Source organism: Labilithrix luteola (genome assembly GCF_001263205.1).
GTDB classification, from domain to species: Bacteria; Myxococcota_A; Polyangia; order Polyangiales; family Polyangiaceae; genus Labilithrix; species Labilithrix luteola.
In genome coordinates this window covers 8,635,743-8,660,527 of record NZ_CP012333.1, presented here as the reverse complement: position 1 = coordinate 8,660,527, position 24,785 = coordinate 8,635,743, and the positions used below count along the sequence as shown (strand labels likewise).

The following is a 24,785-nucleotide window of genomic DNA, read 5'->3' as shown; positions in this document are numbered from 1 at the left end:
CGAATTTACCGCCGGATCGGGACGAGGGCTCCCGACCGAGCGATCAGAATCCGGCGGCGGCGCGCGCGACTTCCTTCTCGATCGCGCCTTGTTGCAGGAGCTGCTTCAAGTGCATCTCGAAGGTCTGCATGCCGTAGGGATGCGTGCCCTTCTCCATCAGCTCCTTGAGGGAGGGATTGCCGTCGGGCCGCTTGATGGCTTCGCGCACGGTGCCTGTCGCGACGAGGACTTCCGCCGCGAGAACGACGCCGGAGCCGTCTTTGCGTGGCAGGAGTCGCTGCGCGATGACGCCTTGCAGCGTGTCGCCGATTCGCTCGCGCATTTCTTCGGTGGAGCCCGGTTGGCCCTTCGGCGCCAGGGCGAGCATTCGGCCGACGGTGCGCGTCACGTCGGGCGTGTGGAGCGTGGAGAGCACGAGGTGACCGGTCTCGGCCGCCTTGAGGGCGATGTCGAGCGTGATCTCGTCACGGATTTCGCCGACGAGGATGACGTCCGGGTCTTGACGAAGCGCGGCGCGCAGCGCGTCGGCGAAGGTACCGGTGTCGATGCCGACCTCGCGCTGGCTGATGCTCGACTTGTCGTCCTCGTGGAGGAACTCGATCGGATCTTCGATCGTGACGATGTGGAGCGGCTGCGTCTGATTGAGGTGACCAATCATCGCCGCGAGCGTCGAGCTCTTGCCGTTGCCGGCGGCGCCGACGACGAGGACGAGACCGCGATCTTTCTCGGCGAGCGGAGCGCATGGCGCGGGGGCACCGAGGTCTTCGAAGCTGGGAATGCGCGTGGGGATCGCGCGCATGACGATGCCGAGCGTGCCGCGCTGGCGATAGACGTTGACGCGGAAGCGACCGACGCCGGCCGCGGAGTACGCGCAATCGTGCTCGCGCAGGGTCGAGACCTCCGCCTTGACCTTCGGATCGCGAATGACGACCCGCGCGATCTGCTCGGTGTCCTCCGGCCGGAGCGCTTCGGTCCGGAAGAAGACGAGATCGCCGCGAACGCGCGCGGCCGGCGGGATCCCCACCTTGAGATGGATGTCGCTCGCCTTGGCGGCAACCGCCTTGGCGAGGAGCTGATTGATATAGCCTTCGTTCCCGTAGACGCTCGAGACGGGCTGCGAGGAGTCGGGCATCGCTCCGACTTTACATCCGTTCGCGTCAGTGAGCGTCGAGATCCGTAGGCACGTTCGCCGTCGGACACGGCAAACCTCGGACGGCACGTATTGCGGAAATCCGTCGGTCCTTCGGGCGCTTCACGTCGCGAGCCAGCTCGGAGAGCTTGTCGCACCCTTCGCGGAGCTCGTCGTCGTCTTCGTGATCTTCCTGCGGACGACCGCGCTGCGCGAGCTCGACCGCAGCCTCGAGAGCGAGGCGCCCATCTTCGTCGTTCTTGCTGGCGGCGAAATCCGCCAACGCGGGCAGCTGCGCGTAGCCGCGCGCGTATCCCATGGCGCGAATCGCGGTGGTGCGAAGAGCAGACTCGCTCGAAGCCTCGACGAGCCCCGCCGCGCCTTCGTGGACGGCAAGGGACGCCAGATCTTCGGGCACCCCCTCCTTGGCGTTCGTCCACATGGCGACGTCACGCTGGATGCTCGGCCCCGCATCAGGGGGGACCGACGTGCGTGCTACCGGGATGGCCAAGGCCGTGCTCGAGGAGCCCGCGGCGACGTTCGGCCCGCCCGCGCCGGTTCCGGAGCTACCCTTCCCGCACGCGTTGCACGCGCTCACGATCACGGCCGCGACGAGGATCGCCGCGGCCTCCCAGCATCGAGCGTGACGCGACTGCATTCTCAGCCCGAATCGCCTCGACGGGCGCCGTGCATCTGCGTGACCGTACGCATGCCGGACGTGTAAGCCGCCCCCAAGCCGCCCGCAAGTCCCATGGGCTCCGCGTGGGTAAGGCGCGACGCGGCCGGATCAGGCGGCGAGCGTTCGGGCGTCCATTTCCCTGTCTGTCACGAGGCGGAGCAGCGACTCGAAGCGGCCCTGGATCTTGTGCTTCTTCGAATAGACGGTGTTGACGCTGATGCTCAGCTTGGACGCGATCGCCGGCGGCTCGAGCTCCGCGCCGAAGTAGAGAACCACGAAGCTCTGGTCCTTCTCGCTGAGCTCGTCGAACAGGCGGATGGCCAGGACCCTACGCTCGTGCTCGAACGTCGCCTCGAAGGGATCCGGCGCGGGCGAGACGAGCTCGAGCGCGTCGTCGAGTCCCGTCATCTCGGGAGACCGACGCACGGAGCGCAGGTGGTCGTAGACGGCGTTGACGGCAATCGTCCGCAGCCATGCCGAGAGCGCGCTGCCTCGCGAGGCATCGAACGTCCGGAGGCGCCGCATGTCGCCCGCGAGCAAGAGCTCGTAGACAGTCGAAACGAGATCGGCCGCGTCGTCCTCCGAGATCAGCCGCGGGAAACGATGGGCCACGGTGCGGACCGCCCGAGGATCACGCGGTCGTAATCCAACCGGAACTCCGCCCACGCGGATTCCTCATGCGCCACCATCCGTGAGACGAGCCGCGCGTCGGCATGACGAGCACGCTCGACGTCGCGGCGCTGAACGTCGACGTGGTCGAGCTCGGCAGTCATCGCAACACTCCTCGAGTTGTCGGCGAGCGTGATCGGTCCCGAGGACGGATTCACGCCCCTCCAATGAGAAGGGCTCCGAGGTATCCAACTGTCGCATGAAAATCGCCCGAGCCTTCGAACCAGCCGGAGATTTCGACCGATTGCTTGTCGGCCGGGTGCGTTGCGCGCGCCGCAAGCGCGGGCTACCGGTCGAGGGGTGAAGCCCATTCTCTACGTCGGAAACCGCAACTACTCCTCCTGGTCACTTCGCCCCTGGCTCGTGCTCGCGTGGAGCGGTCTCGACTTCGAGACACGCACCCTGCCGCTCGGGGGAGCTGGCTACAGCCACCGGCAGATGCCTTCGGTCCTGGCGATCTCTCCCTCGGGCACGGTGCCGGCCCTGCACATCGGAGACGACGTGATCTCCGATTCGCTAGCCATCTCCGAGTGGGCCGCCGAGCAGGTGCCCTCGCTATGGCCCTCGGCCCCTATCGCCCGCGCGCACGCGCGCTCGGCCGCATGCGAGATGCACTCGGGCTTCGTCGCACTCCGCACGCACCTCACGTGCAACATCCGGCGAAGGACCGCGCCGCGCGCGTTGAACGAGGAGGTCGCACGCGACGTCGCACGCATCGAGACGCTGTGGAACACGCTGCGCCGTCGTTACGGCGCGGGCGGCCCCTTCCTCTTCGGCGCAACGCCCACCATCGCCGATGCGTTCTACACGCCCGTCGCTACGCGCTTCCGCACCTATGGCGTGAAGCTCGGCGAGGAAGCTGCCCAATACTCGGAAACGCTCCTGACGACGCCGGCCTTCCTGGAATGGGAAAAAGAAGCCATCGCCGAGTCGTGGACCATCCCCGAGAGCGACGAAAAGTGACCTGACGCGACCATAAGGAAGCGCACGTACACCTCGCATTTCTGGTCGCTCGCAAGGCCCGTTCGAGCGTCGACCTATGGCACAATGCACCGTATGGCCGAGACGGCAGCGCAGCTGCGTGAGCTCTACGAGCTTCGAAACATGGTCGACGAGCGTCTCGAGGAAGGCCTCGTCGCCCGCTGGAACGTTGGAGAGATGCTCGCGGCGATCCTGCCCGCCGTCGGGCAGCGTCTCGGCGCCCACGGAGCCTTCGTCCAGACCTACGGAGAGGATCTCGAGCTCCGCACCTTCGGCTGGACGCTGGACGGCAAGCCGCTCGTCATCCCCCAGGAAGACGAAGTCTTCGCACGCACGAGCGAAGAGGGCCGACAGCGGGCGAGCGTGAGCGCGGGCGGCACGCTCGTCGTCGCGCAGCATCTCGACGTCGCGGGCGCCTGGTTCGGCCGCGCCGGCGTGCTCTGCGACGAGGGCACGATCCCCGAGCACACGAGCGACGCGCTCAACGCCGTGTGCGAAGTGCTCGACAACTACCTCTTCGCCATCCGCGCCGCGCGCGAGAAGCACCTCGTGATGATGCGCCTCGGCAACGCGCTCAGGCACCGCGTGCTCGCCGAAGGCTTGAAAGACGCCGTCAAGGTGCTCGCCGACGCGATCCCCATCGACCGCATGGTGCTCGTCTACGTGGCGGAGGAGAGCGCCGCCAAGACGCTGCACGTGCAGATGTTCGACGGGGCCGTCCTACGCGTGGACACGCTTGCTTCCCAGGTCGATTCGTTCGCGCCGCTGCGGATGATGGGTCGCCAGTACCTCGCCGGCGAGAGCAACGCACTGCTCGACGAGCTCGGCGTGAAAGATGCGCAGGAAGAGGTGCTGATCAACGGCATCACGAAGAGCGTCGTCGTCGGCAAGGTGGTTGTCACCTCCAAGGCGGGCTCGTTCAACACCTACGACCGCGAGCTCCTCTCCGCGTTTGCCGGCTACATCCGGCAGCGCGTCGTCGACTTCAACAAGGAGTGGCGCTCGCTCGCTGCTTCGTTCCGCCCCGACGACGTCGGCCGCCTCTTGCAACACGACGACTACGAGCGGCGCTTCCTCGCTCCGCGCGAAGCGACGGTTGCTATCCTCTACGTCGATATCTCCGGCTTCACGAAGCTCTCCGAGACCGTCCTCCGTACGCCTGCACGCGTGGCCGAGCTCGTCGAGACGTGGAGCCGCGACGCCGTCGAGCTCGTGTGGGAGCACGGTGGGGTATTCGACAAGATGGTCGGCGATTGCATCATCGCCCTCTTCGGGCCCCCCTTCTACGACGGCCCGCCCGGCGAACGCCTGGCCGCGGCGATTCGATGTGCCCAAGCCATCCGAGCCATGACGAACCGTCTGCCCGAGCGCGTGGCCTTCGCGGAGCTCCGCCCGCACGGGGTGTCCGTCTCGACGGGCGTGAACCTGGCGCCCCTCTTCGTCGGGCAATTCGGGCCGAACAGTAACTTCACGGGCTTCTCGAGTGGGATGAACAACACCGCTCGGCTCCAAGGGTGCGCAGGCCGAGACGAAATCCTGGTGATGGAGGCCGCGGCCTCCGAATTGCCGCCCGATCACGGCTTCGGGTTCGGTGAGACGCGCAGCATGGCCGTCAAGAACGTCGCCGACCCGCTGAAGTTCCGAGCTCTTCTTTAGCGGCAAGCTCCGCGGTACGATTCCTTGCGACGGACGACGAGGCGCCCCGTCTTCGTGTCGGGATCTTCCGCCTCGCTCTCCCGCTCGCTGTCCGGCTCCCAGCTCGGCCCGCCTCTGGCTTAGGTCGCGCACGCGAACTTCTTACCGTCAGGAGTTGCCATGCTTCGTTCCGCTCATCTCTTCGCGGCGACCACGCTCGTCGTCGCCATCGGACTCGCCGCATGCGGCTCCGACACGTCCGACGGGGCAGGCTCCGATCCCACGAAGGGACCGGGCTTCGGGGACTCCAACGTCGATCCGGGCGCGGTCAAACGACTGTTCTTCGACCCGCCCACGGCCACCGTCACCATCGACGGGACCAACCCGCAGTCGGCGAGCTACACGCTGAAGGCCGAGTTGGGCAACGGCACCGTCGGCGACGTCGTCGCGGAGGCACTGCAGTTCGATCGACCCGACCTCGCGAAGCTGGCCCCAGGCAACCCCGTGGTGGCCACCGCTCCCGGCCCGTTCGGAGGCACCGGCAAGATCCATGCGGTATACAAGGGGCAGGAAGCCCTCGCCGAGCTGCGCATCGTCGTGAAGGTCGAATACGTCGACCCGTCGGCCGATCCGGACGGCGTCGCGGCCCTCAAGGGAAGCCCGCTCGCGCAAGATCCCAAGCTGTCGACACTCCTCTACCCCTACGACAAGACCGTCTTCCCGCTCGGCCTCGCATCGCCACTCGTCATGTGGAATGCGCCGCAGGCGAACGACACGTATCGAATCCACTTCGACGAGGACAACTACAGCTTCGACGGCTACTACAAGGTCGGCGCGCTCGGGCAGCAGCGCGTCGAACAAGCCGTGTGGGACCACGTCACCGCCTCGAACGGCGGCTCGCCCCTCAACCTGAAGGTCGCGCGCTACGACGCCGCCGCGAAGGTGGCGTACGAATCGGCATCGCAGGCCTGGAAGATCGCGCCGGCCAGCATGCGCGGGGCAATCTACTACTGGACCACGAGCGGCGGTGGTCACCTCTCGAAGATCCAGCCCGGAACGGGAGGGACCCCGGTGCAGCTCGGTGGAGGCCAGTGCATGGGTTGCCACGCGGTCAGCGCCGACGGCAACACGCTTGTCGCCGCCGTCGAGAACGCCTCGGTCAACCGCTCGTGGGTGTCGTTCGACCTCCCTGGCGCCACCCCGCCGGCAACGCTTCGCAAGGACGGCGCAGAGTTCGGGGCGAACGTGGCGGTGAATCCGAACGGCAAGTACGTCGTCTACGGCGGCGGCCCGATGCACATCGCCGACACGTTCTCCGGCACCCCCATCACCACGAGCGGTCTCGAAACCACGCCGCTCGACCCGGGGATGAAGATCCTCACGCATCCCGCCTTCTCGCCCGACGGCAAACACCTCGCCGCGGTCCAGTCGTCGGACACCTGGGTCAGCTGGCAGGACAGCAAGCTCATGACCCTCGACTTCGACGAGGCCACGCAGGTCTTCTCGAATCCGAAGGGGCTCGTGGGATCGGCCGCGTTCCCCGCCACCGTGCGCGCGATCGCCTATCCGAGCTTCGCACCGGACTCGCAACAGATCGCCTTCCACGTCGCGGACTACGCGACCGGCTGCAACGCCACCGGCTGCGACGCGAACACGAAGGACGTCGGCGCCATCTGGATGCAGAACGCGTCGGGCTCCGCGCCGATCCGCCTCGATGCGCTCAATGACTCCTCTCTCAAAGCGGAGGATCACAACCTGGCGTACGAGCCGACGTTCAATCCGATCGAACGCGGCGGCTACTTCTGGGTCGTCTTCACGAGCACGCGCGACTGGGGCAACAAGCCCGAAGTCAGCGGCGCCGCGAACAATGGCAAGAAACGCCTGTGGATCGCCGCCATCGACAAGACGACGGGCGCGACCGATCCGAGCCACCCGGCCTTCTTCCTCGAAGGTCAGGAGCTCGAGACGATGAACATGCGCGGATTCTGGGCGCTCGCGTCATGCAAGTCGGCAGCGGTCAGCCAGGGCGAGACCTCCGGCGGCACGTGCGCGGCCGGCTTCGAGTGCTGCTCCGGCTTCTGCGACCAGGGCAAGTGCATCGACGTCACCGAGGTCGCCTGCCGAGCCATCGGCGAGGCCTGCACGGAGACATCCGACTGTTGCAATTCGCCGTCGATCCAGTGCGTCAACGGCAAGTGCGTCTCGCCGGTCCACTGACCGAACGGACGGCATGAAGTGGGGCCGCGAAGAAATCGACGGCCCCATGTCGAGAACGCCAAGGGGGCTCCGACGTACGGGCAAAGGGTGGATGCGGGCCAACGGCCCGGTGAGCAGTCCACCTGACGAACCCCTACCGTTTGGAGCCAGTCATGCCGCAGATCACGACGTTTCTCACCTACGCCAACCAGGCCGAAGAAGCCGCGAAGCTCTACATCTCGGCTTTCGAGAACGGGCGCATCCTCGACGTGAGCCGCGCCGGCAAGGGCGGCCCGCTCCCCGAGGGCACGGCCTTCTCGGTCACGTTCGAGCTCTTCGGCCAGACGTTCTACGCGATGAACGGCGGCCCGAGCTTCTCCTTCAGCCAAGGCATTTCGCTCTTCGTGAGCTGCGAGACGCAGGCGGAGATCGATCGCTACTGGACGAAGCTGACCGAAAACGGCGGCAAGGAGGTCCAGTGCGGATGGCTCGTCGACAAGTTCGGCGTGTCCTGGCAGATCGTCCCGAAGATCCTGAAGGACCTCATCGGCGACAAGGATCCCGCCAAGGCTGGGCGCGCGATGCAGGCGATGATGGGCATGAAGAAGCTCGACATCACCGCTCTGAAGCGCGCGCACGAAGGCGCCTGACCCCGCGAACGCGGGAGCGGAGAGCGGGCCTCGAGTAGGTATGCTCGGGCCCGCGCCTCGCTTCCCCGACCGCGTCACGCGGAAGCGGTGCCGCATGCGGTCCTCGTGTCCCATGATCGACGTGAAACCCTGGCGCTGGACTTCGAAGTCAGCGGCTGGGCCGCAGGCGCCCGCTCGAGCCGGCGAAATTCTCGGCGCGAATTCTCGGCCGTCCAGGGGGTCACCCGAGTAGGGTGGCGCGGATGCCGACGATGTTCGTCAAGGGAGACATGTTCGCCACGCCCGAGATCAAGGCGTTCGCGCACGGCGTGAACTGCGCGGGCCGCATGGAGGCGGGGATCGCCGTCGCCTTCAAGAAGCGGTGGCCCGCCATGTTCGAGGCCTACGCGAAGAAGTGCGAAGAGGGCACGCTGCAGCCCGGCGACGTGTTCGTCTGGAAGGAAGGCGACCAGGTCGTCTTCAACCTCGCGATCGCCCAAGAAGAGACTGCCAAGCCGAAGCTCAACGCCCTCGTGACCGCCCTCGGCAAGACCATCGAGCTCGCGAAGGCCGACGGCATCGAGAAGATCGCGATGCCGCGCCTCGGCGCCGCCAAGGCCAAGAGCGGCCTCGATTGGACGCGCGTGCGCAAGGTCATTACGGAGACTGCCGAAATTGCTCCGGTGACGCTCATGGTGTTCGAGCAGTTCGTCCGGCAGCCTGCCGGGGAGTAAGCGGCAGCGCCGCGGTCTGCGGCCTCGAGACGGACGAATTCTCACAACCTTTCCCGGTTCGGGCCGAACGGAGAGGCATCATGCGCCCCTCCCCCCTCCTCGGCCCTCGCACCGTCGTCGCGCTCATCGCGCTCGCGACGACGACGGGCTGCACGGCGACCACGAGCCTCTCGGCCGCACGCGTCCCCACCCCTGTCTTGCTCGGCCCCGTCGACCGCATCGGTGGTCATCGCGCGGGCGGTGAGCGAACCATCGCGCACCTCTCGAAAGAGGTCAGCGACCTCGTCACGGTCAGCGAGACCAAGTCGCGCCACGGCAACTTCGTCGTGATCAAGCGCGAATATAGCCAGCTGTCGACGGGCAGCGGCGAGGTCAGTCGCGAGATCCTCACGCTCACCAAGGGACAGGCCGACCGCGACGTGCGCGTCGATGCGCTTCCGGCCGGCACCTACGTGATGATCTTCGGCGGCTTCGCGACGAGCAACGTCTGGGTCGGCGTCGAAGGCGACGTCGTGGAGGTGAACCATGCTCGCCGCTGAGTTCGCCCGCCTCGGCGCCGTGCTCGCCCTCGTCGCGTTCGGAACCGGTTGTGCGGGCGCAAGAACGACCGTCGTTGCCGACACCGCGCAGTACCCCATCTCTCTCTCGCGCGCCGTTCGCGACGCCGACGGCACGCTGGTGGCGTCCGGGCGCGCGACGCCCGTGGCCAGGCTCGAGTTCGAGACCACGGTATGGGGCCTCCTGTACTCGTCGGTGAAGCTCAATCCGCGAACGGACATCTCGGAGGCGGTCAACGAACAGATGGCCGCCGTGAATGGCGACGCGGTCGTCAACGTGCACGTCAAGACCGGTCGTTGCGCGACCGAGTTCTTTCCCTTTCTGAACCTCCTTCCCATCTGGCCGGGATGCACGAAGGTGCGCGTGGAAGGAGACATCATCAAGGTCCAGCGCGACAGTGCTCCCGCGGTGGGCGCAACATCGACCGCGAAGGCGTGGTCCTCCCGCACGGAGTCGTTCTGATGAAGCCGATCATCATGGCGTCGGCATTCGCTCTCTGCGTAGCGCTCTCCGCGCGGACCGCGGGAGCGCTCGAGATCTACAACGCTCCGAAGTCGCTCTCGTCCGCCGCGCGGCTCGTCATCCTCACGGAGGACGAAGACGCCTGGCTCCACGAGCACTGTTCGTACCAGGGCACCACCATGACGGCGGTGCCGCGAGACGGCGTCGTGCACGAGTTCCTCTTCGATTCCTACGGGCAGCCGGTCTCGAAAGAGTTCTCGTGCAGCGAGCGTCCGCCCTTCTGGGACAGCGCGTGGACGCCGGCTCCCGCGGACGACGTCAACTGCGTCGGAATGAAAGGAACCTGCACGCCTCCTCTGGCATCGGCCAGCGTGACGCAGCCGATGGCGGCACCGAGCGCGGCTCCGGTTCTCCCGCCCGTAGCCAAGGAACACGCGTCTCGAGCGGCCCCGACGACGCTGCCGGCTTCACCACCTTCTGCTCCGAAGGCGACGCGCGATTCGAGCGCCGCTTCCACGGTCGGCTATCTCCTGATCGGTACCGGCGTCGTCTCGCTCGTCGGTGCGGGCGTCTCCGGTGCAATCGTGCTCGACGCCAAGTCCACGATGAAGACTCATTGCTCGGGCGTGATGACATGCGATTCCGAGGGCATGAACGCCGCTCGCCGCGGGGATACGGCGAGCACCGTGGCAACCGTCGCGTTCGGTGTCGGCGCCGCGGCCATCGCCGGTGGCGTGCTCCTCGTCGTCCTCGACAAACCGCGCGAGAAGCAGGTCGGTGTCGGCGCGCACCCGAACGCGCAAGGGGCAACGTTCACGATCGAAGGGAAGTTCTGAGATGGGCACCATGTCCTCGCGAATCGGCCGCGCGCTCCTCGCCACCTCGATGGTCGCGGGCCTGCTTCTCCTCACGAACGGTTGCGCGTCGGTCGTCGGCGCCGACTTCGACGAAGCGGTCGCAACGCCCACGCATTGCAGTCTGGTCGCTCCTCAGACGGCGAACGAGCGCAGCTACGCGCGATGCAATTCGACCTCGACGTGCGCGCTCGACGACGACACGGGAAACGCCCGCTGCGTGGGTCTCGCGGCGTACGGCGCGGTCGGAGAACGCTGCGAATACCTCAACGACTGCTCGCCGGGATTGCTGTGCACCACAGCCATCGGTTGCAGCGCGTACTGCGCAATCGGTTCGAGCTGCGCCGACGGAGCCGCGTGCATCCCGCTCAGAAGCCGCATCGCAGTCAACGGCGAGCAGTACGGGTTCTGCCCTCCGCCTTCTTGCGATCCGCTGCATCCGACCGAGCCGGACGGAAACTTCGTCGCTTGCAGCACGGGGCAGTGTCGATTCATTGCCGAGGACCGGACGGCGTGCTTCCTCGCGTCCGCAACGCCCCAGATCACAGGCTCCGCCTGCGACGACGACCTTGGCTGCCGCCCAACCGACACCTGCGTCGAAAACCGCTGCCAGCCGCTCTGCCGGATGGGCCAGAACGATTGTCTGAACGGATGGACGTGTGTCGAAGGTGCGAGCGACGCACAGTCCCCGACCCTCGACGGCACGACCTACGGTCACTGCGTGCGCTGACGCCTCGGAGGGGTCGACGACGCGTCGCTCGCCACGCTCCTGCGCCGCGCGAGGCAAGCTCGCGTGTCGTCAGGATTCGTTCGGGGGCGACGTCGGCGTCTTGCGATAGCGCGAGGGAGAGCTTCCGAGCTCGCGCGTGAAGGCACGCCGGAACGCACGTTCGTCGTCGTAGCCCACGCGGGCGGCAACCGCGTCGATGGGATCGTTCGAGCTCCGAAGGAGATGAGCGGCGAGCTCGAGCCGGACGCGCCGCAAAAAGCGCTTCGGCGACATGCCCGTGGCGGCGACGAAACGACGCGAGAGGGTTCGCGGCGTGAGCCCCGAGAGACGCGCGAGCGCCGCGAGCGAAGGAGGCTTCGCTGGATTCTCGCGAATCTTGCGCTCGGCCATCGCAACTTCGGAGTCCACGAGCGCGAGGTGTTCGACGATTCGAAAGTTGTTTTGCGAGCGCCTCGTGTCGTCGACGGTCAGGTAGCGGGCACATGCCTCGGCGAGCGAGGGCCCCGCGTGACGACGCAAGACGTGAATCATCAAGTCGGTGTGGGCGAGCGCCGCTCCGGCCGTGAGAACCGTCCCGACGTCGATCAGCATCTCGTCCTCCACGAGTGTGACCGCGGGATAGCGAGCGCGGAACGCCGGCCCCAGCCACCAGCTCGTCGTGGCGCGAAGCCCGTCGAGGATCCCTGCCTCCGCGAGCATGAACGTCGACGAACAGCTCGCCGAAATCAGCGCTCCCCGACCTCGCGCGACCACGACCACGTCGAGCAGCTCACGGTTCGCCGTATTGCTCACGTACTCCGTAATCTGTCGGACGTCGGCCATACCCGGCCCGCAGACGACGACGACCGAGCCGCGACCTTCGCGCGCCGCCCCTTCGACCGGAAAAACGATGCCGGAGGTCGAACGCACGGCATTCCCGTCGACCGAGAGAACGCGCGGTTCGAAGAGGTCGTTTGGCGCTCCAAGCGCACGAGCAAGGGTGTTCGCGGTCGCGAGAACATCGAGCGTGGTCGCGACAGTCGACGTGAAGCATCGCTCGGTGAGCAGCACATCGACGCCTACGGGAGGGCTCATCGTGGCGCTCACTATGGCCCAAGATCGAAGCCTGTCCGCTTCGAAATCCCACGAAGGCAATCCAACTTTGCCGTTCGCGCCAAGGTGGTCCGCGTTTCATCCATGATACGTCGTATTGTGATGACGCGGTCGCGAGAGGGCCGTTTTGGACACGAATTGCCCGGGTGCAGCCCTTCTGAGGGGTGTCGTCCTGGTTCATTGTCCGGCCATGAGCGACAACCACTCCGAGACGAAGTCCGCGCGCACGACGAAGAGGTCGATGTTCGCACGCAAACCGCGGCTTGCCCTGCTCGGCATGGTGGGCCTCCTTTCGGCAATGGCCGCATGCGGGGCGAGCGAAGACGATGACTCGGCCTCGCTCGACTCGGCGCTCGCCGACATGAACGAGGGGAACTTCTGGGACAAGCTGACGACGCAGCTGGCGCGATTCGGCGACGGGCTCACCGGCCCCTCCAGCTGGACGGCCCCCGATCAGGCGAACCGCTGGACGATGCACTTCACGCCGACGCGGGTCGGGCAGGAGAACGGCTTGCTGGGAGATGCGGATCTCTTCCAAAAGCTTGCAGCCGACATCCAGAGGATCCAAGAAACGCTCGAAAAGAAGAACAGCGGTGCGTTTGCCCGCGCCTTCCACGCCAAGCCGCACGCGTGCGTGAAGGGCCAGTTCTTCGTCCACGTTCCCGACGACATCGTGACCCGCACGAAGCTTCCTGCGGATACCTCAATCGACTCACTCAAGGTCGGCCTCTTCCGAGACAGCGCGTCGCCCTACGACGTCTGGGTTCGGTGGTCGAACGGCGTGGGAGGCAAGAACCGTCCGGACGGCGAGGTCGACGTCCGAGGATTGGCACTCAAGGTGCTCGGTGTCGAAGGACCGCGACTGCCGGACGGACCGAGGTACTTCCATCAGCAGGAGGGCACGCAAGACATCCTGATGACGAACGGCGCCACCACACCTGCACCGAACTCCGAAACCTTCGCGGCGTTCGGCCTGGCCCAGGCCAAGATGGCGGGAGCCGAGGGTCCGTTCGAAAAGCTCGGGGCGCTCAAGAACTTTTTCAAGTATCTCGTCGCCAACCCACGCGTCGGCTCCACGCTGGTTTACGCGGTACTGCCGAATACGAAACACCATGACAGCGTCCTCGAGCAGACGTTCTTCACGGGTGGTGCGCTTGCGCTGGGCATCGACGACCTCGGTCATGCCCGTCAGGCGATGAAGATCAGCGCACAGGGCGGAATCTGGAAACCGGCGGCTTCCGGGATTCCGGGACAAGGCACCTGCGAATCCGTCGCCTCGCACGACCAGAACCCCGCCGACTTTGCATTGCCTGGTGGCGACCCGGTCGGCGGTTCCGGGAATCCCGATTATCTTTCGACCGGCGTTCGCGGCGTCAAATCGACTCTCGCCAAAAGCCCACTATGCATCGACGTTCGCGTGCAGTTCCAACGCCACGATGCCGCTATGCTTGCCGCGCAGACTCAACCCATCGAGGACACGAGCGTCGAGTGGCGCACAGCGGATTCGCCGTTCGTGTCCGTGGGTACGATCATCATCGACCGACGTGACGATCCTTCCGCCGAAGAGGCCGAGTGCAACGAGCTGTCATGGAATCCGTGGCACGGCCTCGTCGAGCACCGACCGCTCGGCAACATCATGCGCGTTCGCCAGGAGGTCCTCGCCGCGAGCGCCCAGAAGCGCGGCGCGCGCCAATGACCGACGTGTGCTGATTCATCGGGCGTCGCCTTGCACGGCGATGCCCTGCAGCGCGAGCGTCACGCCGATCGTGCGGGGGCCCTCACCGGCCCCTTCCACCGGCTGTTTCCAGAGCACTGCGCCGGTCTCGAGCGAAAAGGCAACGAGCGCCGCTCCGTGAGACACGAGGACCTGCCCCGAATCGACGAGAATCGAGGACGTATAGAAGCTGACGTTGAGCCCGACGCCGACCTCTTGGCGCCAGACGAGACGGCCGCTCGCGTAGTCGAGACAGACGAGCACGGCGAGACTGTCGGCCGTTCCCATGAATCCGGTCGACCTCATGCGGCATGCGAGAGCCAGGACGCGTTCCTGTTCGACGATGCAGCGCGTGACCTTGGCGACGTTCTCCTTGCGGCCCTCGACGAGGTTCGCAAGGGGCGCGTCGACGGCGGGCGCTGGCTCTCCAAGTCGCAGAAGAAGGCACGCGTCGAATGTCTGTCAGAGGTCTGCCGCGCCCACGAAGACGAAAAGCAAGGCCACGGCTTGAGCTTCACTGTCGGTTGACCTTCACTGTCGGTCGTCGGTTGACCTTCACTGTCGGTCGGTTGACCTTCACTGTCGGTCGGTTGACCTTCACTGTCGGTCGGTTGACCTTCACTGTCGGTCGGTTGACCTTCACTGTCGGTCGGTTGACCTTCACTGTCGGTCGGGTCTGTTTTTACCGTCACTGTCGGTCGGTTGACCTTCACTGTCGGTCAGGTCTGTTTTTACCGAACAATTCCAGTCGCTTACAAAAAGATCGACGAGACTGTCGATTGGCGCGAGGGTCGAGCGTCGTGTCGGTGAAGGCGCCGGCACGGGCCTTCCTCGTTCGACGAACATCAGTCGCAGCCCAGCGCTGCCCGTCCGCATCAGGAGTCCGTTATGCGCTTCATGATCATGCACAAGAACGATCCCCAGACCGAAGCCGGCCAGGCGCCGCCCATGGAGCTCGTCCACAAGATGGGCGCTTTCATCGGTGAGTACGCGCAGACGGGGAAGCTCGTCGACGGCGCGGGTCTCGGGGGAGCAAGACGCGCACGCGCCTCGTCTTCCGTAACGGCGATTGCACGGTGAAGCACGGCCCCTACCGCGGTGAGAACGAGCTGCCGGCGGACATCCTCCTGCTGAAGGTCAGCACACGCGACGAGGCCATCGGCTGGGCGGAGCGTTACGGCAAGATCCTCGGCGACGGCGAGATCGAGCTCGGAAAGCTCAACGAGCCGTGGGACATCGGTCTCATGCCCGCGCCGGAGAACCCGCCGCTCCAGATGCTCCTCATCGAGAAGGCCGACGCGAGCACCGAAGCCGGCGGACGCACCACCGCGCAGAAGGCGGCGCTCACGCGCCTCAAGACCGAGATGACCAAGGCGGGCGTGCTCGTTCGCTCGCAGAAGCTCCAGCCCAGCGCCACCGCGAAGCGCCTCGTCTTCACCAACAACGACCTGCGCGTGATCGACGGGCCGTTCGCCGAGTCGAAGGAGCTCATTGGCGGCTTCGCCGTGATGGATCTCACCGACATGGACGAGACGCTCGCCATGTGCCGCGGCTACGCGGAGATCCTCGGCGGAACGCTGGAGATCGACGTCCGCCTCGTCGATCAGAGCGACGACGCGGCCTGACTGTCGCACGTCGCGTCGACGACCACCGCGAGAATGGCGCCGTGCCCGCCATTCTCGCGTGCGCCCGAGCCCCATGACGGCTCTTGACGCCGAGAGGCCTCCCGGTGACGGGTGGACATGCGCCGAATTCTCGTCACCGGAGCCAACAAGGGCATCGGCTTCGCGATCGTCCAAGCCATCCTCGAAGAGCACGACGACACGTTCGTCTACCTCGGCTCACGCGACGCTGCTCGAGGTCAGGCTGCGCGGATGGCCTTGAAGCCGGAATGGCAGGCGCGGGCCGACGTCGTCGCACTCGACGTGTCCGAGGATCAATCGGTTGCTCGCGCTGCCGAGCAGGTCGCCCGGAGCCTCGGCAACGAGAAGCTCTACGCCATCGTCAACAATGCCGGCATCGGCACCGGCGCGGGCGCGAGCCTCACCAAGGTACTCCAGACCAACACCGTGGGCATGCACCGCGTCTGCGAGCGCTTCCTGCCTTTGCTCGATCCGGTGAACGGTCGGATCGTCAACGTCACATCGGCCTCGGGCCCGAGCTTCGTCGCGCGTTGCAGCACCGCAATGCAACGCTTCTTCCTCGATACGCAGGCGACGTGGCCTCGCCTGCAGAGCTTCATCGACGAGTGCATCGCGATGGACGGCGACAAGCCGGCGTTCGCTGCGAAGGGACTCGATGACGGCGAGGCCTATGGCCTTTCGAAGGCCCTCGCGAACACGTACACGGTCTTGCTCGCGCGCGAGCACCCTGCCCTGCGCATCAACGCCTGCACGCCCGGTTTCATCGAAACGGACATGACCCGGCGCTACGCGGAGTCGCAGGGCAAGTCGCCAGCCGAAGTCGGCATGAAGCCGCCCTCCGCCGGCGCGCGCACTCCAATGCATCTGCTCTTCGGCACGCTCGAAGGCAACGGCCACTATTACGGCAGCGACGCCCAGCGAAGCCCGCTCGATCGCTATCGCAGCCCCGGCAGCCCGCCGTATACCGGCGCCTGAGGCGCTCCGCCACTCAGGGCCAGTAACGAGCCGCCACGAGCCGATAGGGTGAAACGGTCCGTCGACCGACGAGGTAGATCCGTCCGTCCGGTGCAACGGTGACGGCGGACACCTCCGATCCCGCGAGAGCCAAGGTGACGTCGCCCCGACCGTTGAACGATGGGTCGAGGTCACCCGATTCCGAAAGTCGGAGCATGTAGAAGTCGCCCCTCGTCGATGGCGCAGGGCTCGCCGAGCCGGCAACGAGATTCTTTCCGTCCGCCCGAGCTGCGAGCAAGGGCGCGAACCAGGGCGCGAACCAGGAACAGATCGACCGGGACGAGCGCGTCTTTCGGGCGGCCCGCGAGCCCGAATCTCGCGAGGCAGCCGATTAGGGCGCGGTCTGACACGCGATCACGACCTGCCACGAATCGGTGATCCTCGATCGCGAGTCGATGGACACCGCGATATGGCGCATCGTAGCGTGGCAAAATGCGGCTCCTTTTACCCGGTGCAGGAATTCTGGCAGCGTCCCTCGTGCTCGTGGCGTGTGGATCGGACAACTCGGCGACGACGCCTTCCACGGAAGGCAACGACGCGGGCTCCCCGACCGCGGACGGTGTGGACGCGAGCAAGGACGGGGGCTCGACCTACAGCATCGGCGGCACGGTCACGGCCCTCAAGGGCACCGGGCTCGTCCTCCAGGACAACAACGGCGACGACCTGGCCATCGGCGCCGACGGCGCGTTCACCTTTTCCAAGAAGCTCGCCACGGGGGCGACGTACGCGGTCTCGATCAAGACCCAGCCCTCCGCCCCGTCGCAGACGTGCACGCTGAGCGCGGCGAGCGGCGTCGTCCAGTCCGCCAACGTCACCGGCGTCGTCGTCAACTGCGCCACCAACAAGTACACGGTCGGCGGAACCGTCTCCGGCCTCGCCGGCGGCAGCGTCACCCTCCAGAACAACGGCGGCGCGGACCTCGTCGTCAACGCCAACGGCACGTTCGCCTTCCCGACACCGATCGCGTCGGGCGCGACCTACGCGGTCGCGGTGAAGACCCAGCCCGGGACCCCCACCCAGACCTGCGTCGTCACGCACGACAGCGGCACGATGGGCACCGCCAAGGTCACCGACGTGCAGGTCACCTGCACGACGAGCAAGTATAAGATCGGCGGCACCGTCGCGGCCGGCCTCACCGGCTCGGGCCTCGTGCTCGAGAACAACGGCGGCGACGCGCTCGCGGTGGACGCGTCCGGCCCCTTCACGTTCGCGACGTCGATCGCGAGCGGCGCGACCTACGCGGTGACGGTCGGAACCCAGCCGACCAACCCGTCGCAGACGTGCACCGTGATGGGCGACACCGGGACCGTCGGGGCGGGCGACATCACCAGCGTCGCCGTCAACTGCACGACGAACAAGTACACGATCGGCGGCACCGTCTCGGGCCTCCTCGGGACGGTCGTCCTCCAGAACAAAGGCGGCGACGATCTGACCGTCAACGCCAACGCGGGCACGTTCGCGTTCTCGACCCCGATCGCCAGCGGCGCGAGCTACGCCGTCACGGTCAAGACGCAGCCCGGCTCTCCGAGCCAGACCTGCACGCTGACGGACGACACCGGCGAGGTCGCCGCCGCGAACGTCACGAACGTTGCGCTCACGTGCGTCTCGAACAAGTTCAAGGTCAAGGCCAACGTCACCGGCCTCGCCGGCACCGGCCTCTACCTCCAGGAGAACGACGGCGACGACCTCTTGGTCGCTGCCGACGGCACGTACGAGTTTGCGACCACCGTCGCGAGCGGCCAGCCGTACGCGGTCACGGTCAAGACCCAGCCCAAGGGCCCGAGCCAGACGTGCGAGGTCACGAACGGCGCCAGCCTGATGGGCGGAGCCGACGTCACCATCGACGTGACGTGCACGACGAACACGTACACCGTGGGCGGCTCCGTCGCGGGCCTCACCGCAAGCGGCCTCGTCCTCCGGGACAACGGGGGCGACGACCTCACCGTGCCCGCGAACGCGACATCGTTCACGTTCGCGACGAGCATCAACAGCGGCGCAACCTATGCCGTCACGGTGAAGACGTACCCGACGGACCTCATCTGCACCGTGTCGAACGGCAGCGGGACCGTCGGGGCCGCCAACGTCACGAACGTCTCGGTCACGTGCAACAGTTGCCCCTTGAACGAAGTCGCGTTCAACGGCAAGTGTTACTACCTCGACGGGTCGAGCGGAGCTTGTGACCCCGGCTACGCGCGCGCGCCGCAGTCGGTGCTCTCGAGCATCGCCGACTCGTTCATCGGAAAGAACTACAAGCACACCGTCTCGGGCAATTGCTGCATCTGGAACGCAGACCCCGTCGAAAACTGGGGCTTCAACGGCAGTCAGTGCAATCGCTCGGGCCCCTTCACCAGCGCACCTGTCCCCGGGGGCTCAGGCTGCACGAACGCCGACAACCAGTTCCTGAGCCAGCTGACGCTCTGCGGAACGCCTTGAGCTCCGAGCGCGCCTGACGGCCTGAGCGCCGTCGTCCACACTCCCGGTCGCGTCGGCGACCGGCGGGATTGCGTTGGGGCTCGATGCCCCTGACGCGGGACGCGGCGATCGCGTCGGAGGGGGCCTGCATCATACAGGCCCCCCTCCTCGACACGCCCCGGATGATGCGGCGCCACAAGGCGATGGCGTCCGGTGGCGACACCAACCACTTTTGAGCGGCTCGCGTGCGGCATCGCCGCGAGCAGAACCGGTTTCGAGCCGCTTGCCACTACGCCAACACGCTTCCAGATCACTTTCGAGCCGCTCGCCACTGCGCCAGCACGCTTCCAGACCACTTTCGAGCCGCTTGCCACTGCGCCAGCACGCTTTCCAGATCCCTTTCGAGCCGCTCGCGACCGGCTCTGAATCGAGTTGGCGGCTCTCCGAGCGGCTCGCGGCCGGCTCAAGATCGGTCTCACGGCCGATTCACGACGCTCGCACCGACCCATAAGTGGTTCGAGCGCCTCTCGACCCGCTCGCGGGCAGCTTCGAATGGGTGTGAACCCCTCGAGAGCCGGTCGCGCGCGGCCTCGAAGTGGTTCGAATCACAACGGAGCCGCACGCCGGCGAGCACCTCAGGATGGAACGGGGCTCGGGCTCGTAGTGTTCGGGTCGGCCGGGCCAGGCGTGGGCTCGACGGCCGAAGGTTTGCCACGGCGGTTGGCTTTGGTTTCAGCCTCGCGGAGCGCACCAAGATCGTTGCGTCATGCTCTGGCGAAATTCCGGCGAGCTCGGCGTTCGCGATGAGCGCGTTGACCGCGCGGATCCAAGCATTGCGCGCGTTGACGTTGGCGACCGCGCTCGACTCCGTCGCTGCGAGGCGGAGCTGCGCACGCTCGTCCTCGAGCACGCCAAGGCGCTCGCCATGCGAGATTCGCTCGTTGACGAACGAGGCCAACGTCTTCTTCTTGTCGACCACGACCGACGCGAGCAGGCTCTTCACTTCGGCCGCGCTTCCGAGACGCGACTTGAGCAGCGTGGCGGCGCCCGCCTCGTTGCGGTAGCTCGTCGAGATGATCGCGATTCCCTCGGGCGTGAGTAGCGCTCGCGCGGCTTCGATCTCGCGACCGCGCGTTGGAACACGCACCGTCGACAAGGTTTTCCTCACGAGTGGAACGGACATGGCGGTCTACGAGCGTGGTGGCGCCATCGCCTCTGCGCGCGGGCGCGCCGAACGATGCCTCGTCGTCGGCGCGGGCGTTCTCCGCGGGTTCCGTGTGGGCGCTCTCAAGGGCGTGCTCGCGCACGAGTTCGGCCACTTCAAGAACGAAGACACCGCGGGCGGCGCCTCCTCGCTCTCCGTGCGCCGCTCGATGCTCCAGATGCTCGTCTCGCTCATCCAGGGCGGTGCTGCAGCCTGGTACAACACGGCGTGGTTCTTCGCGACGAAGTACCACCAGGTCTTTCTCCGCATCTCGCAGGGCGCCTCGCGCCTGAAAGAGGTGCTCGACGATCGCTGGGCGATCACCGCCTACGGTTCGAAGCCGTTCGTCGCCGGCTTCGAGCACGTCATTCGCCGCTCGATCGAGCACGACGCCTACGTCCAACGCACGGTGGAGGAAGTGACCTCGAAGAACTACGCGCTCGCGAACCTCTTCACGTACGTCCCGGAGACGCCGCCCGACGCCGGCGAATGCGACAAGGCCGTGCGCGAAGCGCTCGAACGCGAAGCCGACGAGTACGACAGCCACCCGCCGCCGAAGAAGCGCATCGAGCTCGCGCGAGCGCTGCACGTCGAACACACCAGCGAGCCGGGCGACGACCGCGATGCGTGGGAGCTTCTCGACGACCGCGACGGCCTCGAGGCCCGCCTCACGGACCGCGTCTGCGACGCCGTCGCCGAAAACCACGCGGTCGTCCTCCGACGCGCGGCCAAGCAGCACTCTCAGCGCTTGCGAGCCGCCTTCTTGCGCGTCTTCGCTACCGGCAGGGCGTCGCGCCATGCGTCGGTGACGAGCTCGCGCAAGAGCTCGTCGTCGACACGCGCGAGGTCGACGGCGATGTAGCCGAGCCTCGTCCAGCCGCCGAGCGAGAAGAACGTATCCGGAAAGGACTCGAGGAGCGCGTCGCGCCGATCCGACGGGTGCACGACGAGGTTCACGCGCTTGTCGGCGCCGAGCGTCGCGAAGATCTTCCGCGACGTTCGAAACGCCGTCCGATCCATGTGAGGACGTTCCGTGACGCCCTCGAGCGAGAGCGCGAGCTTTTTGAACCGCGCGGGAGTCATGCCGTCAGTCTACCCGACAAGGCGTTCAACGCGTGACGAGGTCGTAGGAAGCGAACGACGTTCCACCTCGCTCGTCGCGCAGGATCACCCAGAGATGCGTGACGGTCGCGTTTCCAGGTGCATGCCACGTGTTCGTGGTGAACGTCTCGGGCTCGTCCCTCCGGCGGCCCGTGCGGTCGTCGTCGAACGAGCCTGCCGACGTGAACCAGGACGCGCGTAGGCTCTCGCGACCGCTCACGACGCTCTGGTTCGCCGGATCGAAGAGCACGTAGGACTCCGCGTCCTCGGGTTGCCAGGAGAGCCGCAACGTCACGCTTGCGCCGCTCGGAATCGCATCGAGCGCGACAGGCGAACCGCCCACCTCGGCCGCGAGCGAAGCAATCGAGGGATTCCCGTTGGCAACGTAGCGGGCGGCGAACTCTCGGACCACGTCGGCCGGCGCGTTCGCCAGATTGCAGGATAGCCGCTCGAAGCCGAACGCCACCCGCGCTTCCCCATCTTCCGCGGCGAGGGTCACACGAATCGGCAGATAGAAGCCGCCGGTCGTATCCGGATCACGCGGCCGTAGATCCGCCGAGCGCGTCTCCGGCCCGAACAACAAGCACGCGTCCGATGGAGTGACGGCCTGGACGTTTGCGCTCGCGTCCCCGAGCGCGACGACTCCGTCGGCGAGGCATGACGGGCTCACCGCACCGTTCTCGGTGAGAAGCTTCGGTGTCGCGCAGAACGCCCATTGGGTTCGCGGTGCCACGATGGTGCCTTCCGGTGAAGCCACGAGCGCCTCGTACGTCACGGGCTCTCCTGGCTTCGACTCCGGTGGTTCGGCGCGAACGGCCAGCACCATCGTACGACCGACGAATGACTCGCGAGGACCGAGCTCGGGAATGCACGCGACGAGCACGCAAGTCGTGGCGAAGAAGGCGAGCTTGCGCATCAGAACTCGAGCCTCCCTCCGACGACCGCAAGGGTCGGTAGTCCTCGGATGATGCTGCGCTCGCGGAAGTCGGCCGAATACACGATCTCCTCGGCGTTCTCGTGCGCCGTGACGTTCTGCACGTCCGCGAAGACCACGAGGCGCAGGCCCCTGCCGAGGGGCTGCGTCCAATCGACACGAAGATCCAGCTGCCAGAACGCCGGAATGCGGATCGTGTTCTGTTCTCCGAAAGCGGGATCGTAGCGGTCGTTACGTGCGTCGTAGTAGCTGCCAATCACGGGCGTGCGCGGATTGCCCGAGGCGTAGCGGAAACGCGCTCCGAATCCGAGCCGACCGATCTCCTGACTCGCCACGATCGAGAGCACGTGCGGCTGATCGAAATCGAAGGCCCGCCAGAGCTCGTCACCTTCGTAGCGTCGCTCGCTGCGGCTGACCGCGTACGATACCCAACCGAAGAAGCCCTTCCAGAGCTCTTGGCGCACGAGGAACTGCACGCCGTAGCTCTTCCCCTCCCCGTTCTGTGTGAGCGAGCGCGCGAGCATCGGATTGACGAGCCGGCTCCGCACGACGAGGTCGTTCATGGTCTTGTAGAAACCGACCACCTCGGCGGTGAGCGTGTCCGTGACGCGGATCGATTCTCCAAAGGTCGTGTGTGTTGCGCGGGACAGCGCGAGTGCCGGAGTCCCGAAGACCGCCGAGAGATCCTCGGGCTCCGGCGCCTGGTGATAACGGCCCCAGGCCGCCGTGAGCGCCATGCGCGGCGTGACCGCCCAACGTGCCGAGACGCGCGGGTCGAAGGCCGACTCGAGACGAGAGAAGCCGATCTCCGGCGTGGCGCCGATACGCGGCGTCTGGCGGCTTCCCTCGACGAGATAGGCATCGAAGCGAGCGCCGGGCCGCAGTGTCACGGGCCCGATCTTCAGATCGGCGATGAGCCAAGGCGCAGCATTGACGATGTTCGTCGTCCACACGTCGGCCGCGTAATCGTCGCTCGGCGCCTGGCCGAACACGGAGACATCGCCCTCGCGGGGAGGCAACGTAAGCGAACCGCGGCGATCGAGAGCCGAGTGCGTGCCGAGGACGTCGACGCCCCCTTCGAGCGCGAGGAAGTCCTCGAGGCGCATCCGGTGGGAAGCGCGAACGCCCCATCGGTCGGCGCGAACCTCGAGATGCGTGGGCGTCTGCCCGAAGCTCTGTTCAAGCTCGCTCTCGTCCTGCCCCACGAATGGGGTGACGGTCGACGTGCTGCCGTCTTCGGCGACGTTCGTGTAGCGCAGATACGTGCGCCAGAAGCGCGACGAGGTCGCCTCGGAGCGCGTCTTCGCGGGATCGGCCGAGGGCATGGTTCGCGTGAGGTCGTCAGTCGAGCCGAGCACGACGACGTCGAGCGACTCATGCGAACGCAGATCGATGGTGGCCTTGATTTGGCCGTCGCGGTAACGGGGGATCGGGAAGAAGTCACCCACGTCGCGCGCGTTCGTCCAGGCCATCACGCGATCGAGCCAGCTCTGGCGCGCGGAGACCGAGATGCGCGCACGCGAGCCGAGCTCGGTGGAGACCAGCGCGGAGCCGTCCAGCGTGTCCACGCCGACGTAACCGTGCGTCCCGCGAGGAATGCTCTTCGTGTCGACGCGCACGAGGCCGCCCAGGCCACGACCGTACTCGGCGGAGAACGCGCCCGGCACGAGGTCGATGCTGGCAATCTGGTCGGAGTTGATGGTCCCTCGAAGTCCGCTGCCGTGATAGAGCGCCGGAATCTCCACGCCATCGACGTACGTACGGGTGTCCTTCGGCGCCGATCCCCACACCACGAGCTGCCCCGACGCAAGCGGCGGACGCGATACGCCAGGCAGGTTCTGCACGACCTTGAGGACGTCCCCCTGAGTGCCAGGCACACGGCGCGCTTGCCCAGCCGACACCTTGTAAGCGACGGTCTCCCTCGCCCGTGCCGTGCCCCGCACGCGCACCTCGTCAGGCGAGGGCGAGGGCGAGGATGCGGATGCGGGTGCCGACACCGATGCGGATCCGGATGCCGATGCCGAGGCCGAATCGGGTGCGGCCGCAGCCTCCACGTCGCGCCAAACGAAGTCATACCGATACGTGATCTTCGAAGGCGCCGGCTTGTCGTCGACCTCGGCGGGCGTGAACACGAACTGCCTCGCCGCGGCGAGCGCAGCCTCGTCGAATGCGCTCGACGCCCCCTGTAGCACCCTCGCGCGCGTGACCTGACCGCTCTCGGCGATCTCGATCTCCAGCACGACGGAGGCTTCCCGTCCGCTCGCGCGCTCCTCGTCGGGGTAAGGCGCTTGGATGAAGGTGACGAGCACGGGATACTTCGTCACCTTGCGACGGGCCGGCTGCCCGCCCACGTCGTTGCCACGCTGCTGCGCGAAGGCGAAGGTCGAGGACATCAGGCTCGTGGCAAGCAACACC

26 protein-coding genes and 1 pseudogene are annotated in these 24,785 nt (G+C 66.6%); 15 read left to right on the top strand and 12 right to left on the bottom strand.

The genetic code is table 11. From position 1 onward, the window contains the following. Nucleotides 1–43 precede the first annotated feature (43 nt). The 4 genes from AKJ09_RS37635 to AKJ09_RS37620 form a co-directional block, all read right to left on the bottom strand. A complete protein-coding gene (locus AKJ09_RS37635; protein WP_146652674.1) occupies nucleotides 44–1,132 on the bottom strand; it encodes a type IV pilus twitching motility protein PilT in 1,089 nt (362 codons plus the stop codon). 25 nt (nucleotides 1,133–1,157) lie between these two features. Further along, the gene (locus AKJ09_RS37630; RefSeq protein WP_146652673.1) at nucleotides 1,158–1,787 is read right to left on the bottom strand and encodes a hypothetical protein; all 630 of its coding nucleotides are present in this window, start codon (nucleotides 1,785–1,787) and stop codon (nucleotides 1,158–1,160) included. 129 nt (nucleotides 1,788–1,916) lie between these two features. After that, nucleotides 1,917–2,420, bottom strand: coding sequence for an RNA polymerase sigma factor (locus AKJ09_RS37625; protein ID WP_169928179.1), 504 nt, complete (start codon nucleotides 2,418–2,420; stop codon nucleotides 1,917–1,919). Next, nucleotides 2,396–2,581, bottom strand: coding sequence for a hypothetical protein (locus AKJ09_RS37620; RefSeq protein WP_146652671.1), 186 nt, complete (start codon nucleotides 2,579–2,581; stop codon nucleotides 2,396–2,398). The genes AKJ09_RS37625 and AKJ09_RS37620 overlap by 25 nt, the downstream gene beginning before the upstream one ends. A gap of 196 nt (nucleotides 2,582–2,777) precedes the next feature. Between AKJ09_RS37620 and AKJ09_RS37615 the strand changes: the two genes are divergently transcribed. The 9 genes from AKJ09_RS37615 (at nucleotide 2,778) to AKJ09_RS37575 (ending at nucleotide 11,256) form a co-directional block, all read left to right on the top strand. Then, complete coding sequence (locus AKJ09_RS37615; protein WP_146652670.1) at nucleotides 2,778–3,440, top strand: glutathione S-transferase; 663 nt, start codon at nucleotides 2,778–2,780, stop codon at nucleotides 3,438–3,440. A 93-nt stretch (nucleotides 3,441–3,533) separates the two neighbouring features. Then, nucleotides 3,534–5,114 (top strand): adenylate/guanylate cyclase domain-containing protein, encoded by a 1,581-nt coding sequence (locus AKJ09_RS37610; protein WP_146652669.1) that lies wholly within the window; start codon nucleotides 3,534–3,536, stop codon nucleotides 5,112–5,114. Nucleotides 5,115–5,273: 159 nt separating this feature from the next. Next, complete coding sequence (locus AKJ09_RS37605) at nucleotides 5,274–7,310, top strand: hypothetical protein (protein WP_146652668.1); 2,037 nt, start codon at nucleotides 5,274–5,276, stop codon at nucleotides 7,308–7,310. Nucleotides 7,311–7,462: 152 nt separating this feature from the next. Continuing rightward, on the top strand, nucleotides 7,463–7,939 hold the full coding sequence (locus AKJ09_RS37600; RefSeq protein ID WP_146652667.1) for a VOC family protein: 477 nt from the start codon (nucleotides 7,463–7,465) through the stop codon (nucleotides 7,937–7,939). A gap of 242 nt (nucleotides 7,940–8,181) precedes the next feature. Beyond that, nucleotides 8,182–8,652: a macro domain-containing protein gene (locus AKJ09_RS37595; protein ID WP_146652666.1), complete on the top strand. Its 471-nt coding sequence runs from the start codon at nucleotides 8,182–8,184 to the stop codon at nucleotides 8,650–8,652. Between the two features lie 80 nt (nucleotides 8,653–8,732). Next, nucleotides 8,733–9,191, top strand: coding sequence for a hypothetical protein (locus AKJ09_RS37590; protein ID WP_146652665.1), 459 nt, complete (start codon nucleotides 8,733–8,735; stop codon nucleotides 9,189–9,191). Then, nucleotides 9,178–9,672 carry a hypothetical protein gene (locus AKJ09_RS37585; protein WP_146652664.1) on the top strand — a complete coding sequence of 165 codons (495 nt, stop codon included), beginning with the start codon at nucleotides 9,178–9,180 and terminating at the stop codon, nucleotides 9,670–9,672. Before AKJ09_RS37590 ends, AKJ09_RS37585 begins: the two co-directional genes overlap by 14 nt. Further along, entirely contained in the window at nucleotides 9,672–10,508 is an 837-nt protein-coding gene (locus tag AKJ09_RS37580) for a hypothetical protein (RefSeq protein WP_146652663.1), read from the top strand. The genes AKJ09_RS37585 and AKJ09_RS37580 overlap by 1 nt, the downstream gene beginning before the upstream one ends. A 10-nt stretch (nucleotides 10,509–10,518) precedes the next feature. Beyond that, a complete protein-coding gene (locus AKJ09_RS37575) occupies nucleotides 10,519–11,256 on the top strand; it encodes a hypothetical protein (RefSeq protein ID WP_146652662.1) in 738 nt (245 codons plus the stop codon). A 69-nt stretch (nucleotides 11,257–11,325) separates the two neighbouring features. Here AKJ09_RS37575 and AKJ09_RS37570 read toward each other — a convergent pair whose 3' ends face one another. Continuing rightward, a complete protein-coding gene (locus tag AKJ09_RS37570) occupies nucleotides 11,326–12,330 on the bottom strand; it encodes a GlxA family transcriptional regulator (RefSeq protein ID WP_146652661.1) in 1,005 nt (334 codons plus the stop codon). A 208-nt stretch (nucleotides 12,331–12,538) separates the two neighbouring features. On the opposite strand from AKJ09_RS37570, the gene AKJ09_RS37565 reads away from it, so the two are divergent. Beyond that, entirely contained in the window at nucleotides 12,539–14,044 is a 1,506-nt protein-coding gene (locus AKJ09_RS37565; RefSeq protein ID WP_146652660.1) for a catalase family protein, read from the top strand. Between the two features lie 15 nt (nucleotides 14,045–14,059). On the opposite strand, the gene AKJ09_RS37560 is transcribed toward AKJ09_RS37565, so the two are convergent. Next, nucleotides 14,060–14,368, bottom strand: coding sequence for an outer membrane protein assembly factor BamB family protein (locus AKJ09_RS37560; protein WP_146652659.1), 309 nt, complete (start codon nucleotides 14,366–14,368; stop codon nucleotides 14,060–14,062). A 582-nt stretch (nucleotides 14,369–14,950) separates the two neighbouring features. On the opposite strand from AKJ09_RS37560, the gene AKJ09_RS37555 reads away from it, so the two are divergent. Both AKJ09_RS37555 and AKJ09_RS37550 read left to right on the top strand, forming a co-directional pair. Then, entirely contained in the window at nucleotides 14,951–15,142 is a 192-nt protein-coding gene (locus AKJ09_RS37555; protein WP_146652658.1) for a YciI family protein, read from the top strand. Further along, entirely contained in the window at nucleotides 15,139–15,687 is a 549-nt protein-coding gene (locus AKJ09_RS37550) for a YciI family protein (RefSeq protein WP_146652657.1), read from the top strand. Before AKJ09_RS37555 ends, AKJ09_RS37550 begins: the two co-directional genes overlap by 4 nt. Here AKJ09_RS37550 and AKJ09_RS53580 read toward each other — a convergent pair. Beyond that, on the bottom strand, nucleotides 15,666–15,806 hold the full coding sequence (locus tag AKJ09_RS53580; RefSeq protein ID WP_169928178.1) for a hypothetical protein: 141 nt from the start codon (nucleotides 15,804–15,806) through the stop codon (nucleotides 15,666–15,668). The two genes, AKJ09_RS37550 and AKJ09_RS53580, sit on opposite strands and share 22 nt — an antisense overlap. On the opposite strand from AKJ09_RS53580, the gene AKJ09_RS37545 reads away from it, so the two are divergent. After that, nucleotides 15,805–16,680: an SDR family NAD(P)-dependent oxidoreductase gene (locus AKJ09_RS37545; RefSeq protein WP_146652656.1), complete on the top strand. Its 876-nt coding sequence runs from the start codon at nucleotides 15,805–15,807 to the stop codon at nucleotides 16,678–16,680. The two genes, AKJ09_RS53580 and AKJ09_RS37545, sit on opposite strands and share 2 nt — an antisense overlap. A 13-nt stretch (nucleotides 16,681–16,693) precedes the next feature. Here AKJ09_RS37545 and AKJ09_RS37540 read toward each other — a convergent pair whose 3' ends face one another. Continuing rightward, a complete protein-coding gene (locus tag AKJ09_RS37540; protein ID WP_169928177.1) occupies nucleotides 16,694–16,957 on the bottom strand; it encodes an NHL repeat-containing protein in 264 nt (87 codons plus the stop codon). Nucleotides 16,958–17,151: 194 nt separating this feature from the next. Here AKJ09_RS37540 and AKJ09_RS37535 point away from each other — a divergent pair, with 194 nt between their 5' ends. Beyond that, entirely contained in the window at nucleotides 17,152–19,152 is a 2,001-nt protein-coding gene (locus AKJ09_RS37535) for a hypothetical protein (RefSeq protein ID WP_146652654.1), read from the top strand. Between the two features lie 454 nt (nucleotides 19,153–19,606). Here AKJ09_RS37535 and AKJ09_RS37530 read toward each other — a convergent pair whose 3' ends face one another. Then, complete coding sequence (locus AKJ09_RS37530; RefSeq protein WP_169928176.1) at nucleotides 19,607–20,314, bottom strand: hypothetical protein; 708 nt, start codon at nucleotides 20,312–20,314, stop codon at nucleotides 19,607–19,609. Between AKJ09_RS37530 and AKJ09_RS55185 the strand changes: the two are divergent. Continuing rightward, nucleotides 20,205–20,903: pseudogene (locus AKJ09_RS55185) on the top strand (M48 family metalloprotease); the annotation flags it as partial. The gene AKJ09_RS37530 and the pseudogene AKJ09_RS55185 overlap by 110 nt on opposite strands. 173 nt (nucleotides 20,904–21,076) lie before the next feature. Here AKJ09_RS55185 and AKJ09_RS55180 read toward each other — a convergent pair. From AKJ09_RS55180 to AKJ09_RS37510, 3 genes are read right to left on the bottom strand one after another with little or no spacing between them, the layout of a single operon-like run. Then, nucleotides 21,077–21,418: an MmcQ/YjbR family DNA-binding protein gene (locus AKJ09_RS55180; RefSeq protein ID WP_146652651.1), complete on the bottom strand. Its 342-nt coding sequence runs from the start codon at nucleotides 21,416–21,418 to the stop codon at nucleotides 21,077–21,079. A gap of 25 nt (nucleotides 21,419–21,443) precedes the next feature. Then, the gene (locus AKJ09_RS37515; protein ID WP_146652650.1) at nucleotides 21,444–22,352 is read right to left on the bottom strand and encodes a hypothetical protein; all 909 of its coding nucleotides are present in this window, start codon (nucleotides 22,350–22,352) and stop codon (nucleotides 21,444–21,446) included. Further along, nucleotides 22,352–24,763, bottom strand: coding sequence for a TonB-dependent receptor domain-containing protein (locus AKJ09_RS37510; RefSeq protein ID WP_169928174.1), 2,412 nt, complete (start codon nucleotides 24,761–24,763; stop codon nucleotides 22,352–22,354). The genes AKJ09_RS37515 and AKJ09_RS37510 overlap by 1 nt, the downstream gene beginning before the upstream one ends. Nucleotides 24,764–24,785 lie beyond the last annotated feature (22 nt).

Coding starts and splice junctions, on each gene's coding strand:
- AKJ09_RS37580 (WP_146652663.1), top strand. CDS start 9,672: ATGAAGCCGATCATCATGGCGTCGGCATTCGCTCTCTGCGTAGCGCTC.
- AKJ09_RS37620 (WP_146652671.1), bottom strand. CDS start 2,581: ATGACTGCCGAGCTCGACCACGTCGACGTTCAGCGCCGCGACGTCGAG.
- AKJ09_RS37555 (WP_146652658.1), top strand. CDS start 14,951: ATGCGCTTCATGATCATGCACAAGAACGATCCCCAGACCGAAGCCGGC.
- AKJ09_RS37535 (WP_146652654.1), top strand. CDS start 17,152: ATGCGGCTCCTTTTACCCGGTGCAGGAATTCTGGCAGCGTCCCTCGTG.
- AKJ09_RS37600 (WP_146652667.1), top strand. CDS start 7,463: ATGCCGCAGATCACGACGTTTCTCACCTACGCCAACCAGGCCGAAGAA.
- AKJ09_RS53580 (WP_169928178.1), bottom strand. CDS start 15,806: ATGTCCACCCGTCACCGGGAGGCCTCTCGGCGTCAAGAGCCGTCATGG.
- AKJ09_RS37570 (WP_146652661.1), bottom strand. CDS start 12,330: ATGAGCCCTCCCGTAGGCGTCGATGTGCTGCTCACCGAGCGATGCTTC.
- AKJ09_RS55180 (WP_146652651.1), bottom strand. CDS start 21,418: ATGACTCCCGCGCGGTTCAAAAAGCTCGCGCTCTCGCTCGAGGGCGTC.
- AKJ09_RS37595 (WP_146652666.1), top strand. CDS start 8,182: ATGCCGACGATGTTCGTCAAGGGAGACATGTTCGCCACGCCCGAGATC.
- AKJ09_RS37630 (WP_146652673.1), bottom strand. CDS start 1,787: ATGCAGTCGCGTCACGCTCGATGCTGGGAGGCCGCGGCGATCCTCGTC.
- AKJ09_RS37605 (WP_146652668.1), top strand. CDS start 5,274: ATGCTTCGTTCCGCTCATCTCTTCGCGGCGACCACGCTCGTCGTCGCC.
- AKJ09_RS37610 (WP_146652669.1), top strand. CDS start 3,534: ATGGCCGAGACGGCAGCGCAGCTGCGTGAGCTCTACGAGCTTCGAAAC.
- AKJ09_RS37530 (WP_169928176.1), bottom strand. CDS start 20,314: ATGTCCGTTCCACTCGTGAGGAAAACCTTGTCGACGGTGCGTGTTCCA.
- AKJ09_RS37575 (WP_146652662.1), top strand. CDS start 10,519: ATGTCCTCGCGAATCGGCCGCGCGCTCCTCGCCACCTCGATGGTCGCG.
- AKJ09_RS37560 (WP_146652659.1), bottom strand. CDS start 14,368: ATGAGGTCGACCGGATTCATGGGAACGGCCGACAGTCTCGCCGTGCTC.
- AKJ09_RS37565 (WP_146652660.1), top strand. CDS start 12,539: ATGAGCGACAACCACTCCGAGACGAAGTCCGCGCGCACGACGAAGAGG.
- AKJ09_RS37510 (WP_169928174.1), bottom strand. CDS start 24,763: ATGTCCTCGACCTTCGCCTTCGCGCAGCAGCGTGGCAACGACGTGGGC.
- AKJ09_RS37590 (WP_146652665.1), top strand. CDS start 8,733: ATGCGCCCCTCCCCCCTCCTCGGCCCTCGCACCGTCGTCGCGCTCATC.
- AKJ09_RS37515 (WP_146652650.1), bottom strand. CDS start 22,352: ATGCGCAAGCTCGCCTTCTTCGCCACGACTTGCGTGCTCGTCGCGTGC.
- AKJ09_RS37585 (WP_146652664.1), top strand. CDS start 9,178: ATGCTCGCCGCTGAGTTCGCCCGCCTCGGCGCCGTGCTCGCCCTCGTC.
- AKJ09_RS37545 (WP_146652656.1), top strand. CDS start 15,805: ATGCGCCGAATTCTCGTCACCGGAGCCAACAAGGGCATCGGCTTCGCG.
- AKJ09_RS37635 (WP_146652674.1), bottom strand. CDS start 1,132: ATGCCCGACTCCTCGCAGCCCGTCTCGAGCGTCTACGGGAACGAAGGC.